Raw genomic sequence first — 2,510 nt, 5'->3', positions numbered from 1 at the left:
GGCCGTCCGACGGACAATACGCGGCTGTATGTGCTGGACGACAGCCTGGAGCCGCTGCCGGTGGGGGTGGTTGGCGAGCTGTACGTGGCGGGCGTGGGYGTRGGCCGAGGGTATCTGGCGCGGGCGGGGTTGACGGCCGAGCGCTTCGTGCCGGATTCGCTGTCGGCGCAGCCGGGAGGGCGGTTGTACCGCACGGGCGACCTGGCGCGGTGGCGGGGCGATGGGGTGCTGGAATACCTGGGRCGTTCGGATCAGCAGGTCAAGATCCGCGGGCAGCGCCTGGAGCTGGGTGAGATCGAGGCGCAACTGGCGCGGCACGAGTCGGTGGCCGCGGCGGTGGTGGCGGTGCACGAGGATGGGCAGGGCGAGCGGCGGCTGGTGGCGTATGTGGTGGCGCGCGCCTCGGGGGTGGCYACCGACGAGTTGGCGCAGGCCGAACTGCGCGAGGCGTTGCGGGATTATCTGAAGGGCAGGCTGCCGGAGTTCATGGTGCCGTCGTTCTGGGTGTTCCTGCCGGCGCTGCCGCTGAAYCCCAATGGCAAGGTCGACCGGCGCAAGCTGCCCGGCGTGGATCCCGCGCAGGCGCAGTCCGCCTACGAGCCCCCCTCCGGCGCAATGGAGGAGGTCATTGCGCGGATCTGGTCCGAAGTGCTGCATGTGCCGCGTGTCGGGCGCCAGGACCATTTCTTCGAACTGGGCGGCCACTCGTTGATGGCGATCCAGTTGATGGAGAAGTTGCGGCGCCAGGAATGGCCCATGCCGGCGCGGGCCATCTTCGAACATCCGCGGCTGTGCGACTTCACCCGTGAGGTCGCGCGGCAACAGGGCCACGTCGAATCCGCGCTGGCCGTCCCGGCCAATGGGATCCCCGCGGATTGCGGGGCGCTGACGCCAGACATGGTGACGCTGGCCACGTTGACGGATGCGCATCTGCGCGCCGTCGAGGCCGCCGTGCCCGGCGGCGCGCCGAACATCCAGGACATCTATCCGCTTGCGCCGCTGCAAGAGGGAATTCTGTTTCACCATCTCTTGCAGGCCGGGCCTGATCCCTATCTGCTGCCGTATCTGATCGCGTTCGACACCGAGGCGCGGCTGCAGGGGTTCATGGCGGCCTTGCAGGAGGTGGTGGCCCGCCACGGTGGTGCTGCGCCAGGCGCGGGTGGAGTTGGAACAGGCGCCGGCCGCGCCTGCCGGCGCCGACGCCGAGGCCTATCTGAATGCGCTGATCCATGAGCCGGCGTATCGCATCGACGCGCGGAACGCGCCCATGATCCGAGCACTGGCGCTGCACGATGCGCTCCGGAACCGGTGGCTGCTGCAACTGCCGTGCCATCACTTGATCATGGACCACACCACGCTGGAGCTGATCAGCGCCGAGGTTGCACTGGTCCTGGCCGGCCATCGAGACGCCTTGCCGGATCCGGTGCCGTTCCGGGATTTCGTCGCGCAGGCGCGGCTGGGCGTTACGCCCGACGCACATCGGCAGTTCTTCTCGGCCATGCTGGCGGACGTGGATGAACCCACCGCGCCGTTCGGCCGGCTGGATGTGCAGGCCGATGGCAGCAGCGCGCAGGAGTACATCGACAGCCTGGATGCCGGCCAGGCAAAGGCCATCCGCGCATTGGCGCGCAGCCATGGCGTCAGTCCGTCGGCGGTGTTCCACCTGGCTTGGTCGCTGGTGCTGGCGCGCACCACCGGCCAGGATGACGTCGTGTTCGGGACGCTGTTGTTCGGCCGCATGCGCGGTGGGGCGGATGTGGACCGCGCGGTCGGCATGTTCATCAATACCTTGCCGGTTCGCATCGGGTTGCGCGGCCGCAGTGTGGCGACGGGCCTGAAGCACGTGCATGACGCGTTGAAGGGCCTGCTCGACCACGAGCACGCCAGCCTGCAACTTGCCCTGCGCTGCAGTGGGGTGCCCAGCGGCACGCCGCTGTTCTCGACGTTGCTGAACTACCGTTATAGCGGCGAGTCGGCCACGGCCGCGCTGCTGGAGGGCGTGCGCCCCTTGGGTGGCCGCGAACGCACCAACTACCCGCTGAGCCTGTCTGTCGATGACCAGGCGACGGGCTTTCGCCTGGTGCTGCTGGCTGAGCAGGGCATCGACGTGGCGCGCGTCGCGGCGTACTTGCGCGGCGCGCTCGCGCGACTGCTGGAGGCGGGTCAGCAGCAGTACGCCGACTTGAGTCAGCGCTTGCCGGCACTGGCCCAGGAGGAGGCAGAGGCGCTGGCGCGGTGGGGCGCGCAGCCGCAAGCCCTGGAACCGGGCTTCACGCATCGCCTGATCGAGTCGCAGGCGGCGCGGCGTGGCGACGCGGTGGCGCTGGTGTACGAGGGCCGGTCTGTCGGCTACGCGGACCTGAACGCCCGGGCGAATCGCCTTGCGCACCGGCTGATCGGGTTGGGTGTAGGGCCGGACGTGACGGTGGGCGTGGCCCTGCCGCGCTCGGTGGAACTGGTGGTGAGCCTGCTGGCGGTGATGAAGGCCGGCGGCGCCTACGTGCCGATCG

2 protein-coding genes are annotated in these 2,510 nt (G+C 69.5%); both read left to right on the top strand.

Annotated elements, in window-relative coordinates:
* Positions 1–1,233 (top strand): phosphopantetheine-binding protein (locus ASE30_RS15865; protein ID WP_156407679.1); only part of this gene is annotated, 1,233 nt, incomplete at its 5' end.
* A partial coding sequence (locus ASE30_RS15860) for a condensation domain-containing protein (RefSeq protein ID WP_156407678.1) occupies positions 1,139–2,510 on the top strand: 1,372 nt, incomplete at its 3' end. The genes ASE30_RS15865 and ASE30_RS15860, both read left to right, overlap by 95 nt.

The sequence above is a fragment of the Achromobacter sp. Root83 genome (assembly GCF_001428845.1).
Lineage (GTDB): Bacteria > Pseudomonadota > Gammaproteobacteria > Burkholderiales > Burkholderiaceae_B > Achromobacter.
The sequence above is the reverse complement of the archived record's forward strand: the minus strand, read 5'-3'. Positions and strand labels throughout refer to the sequence as shown.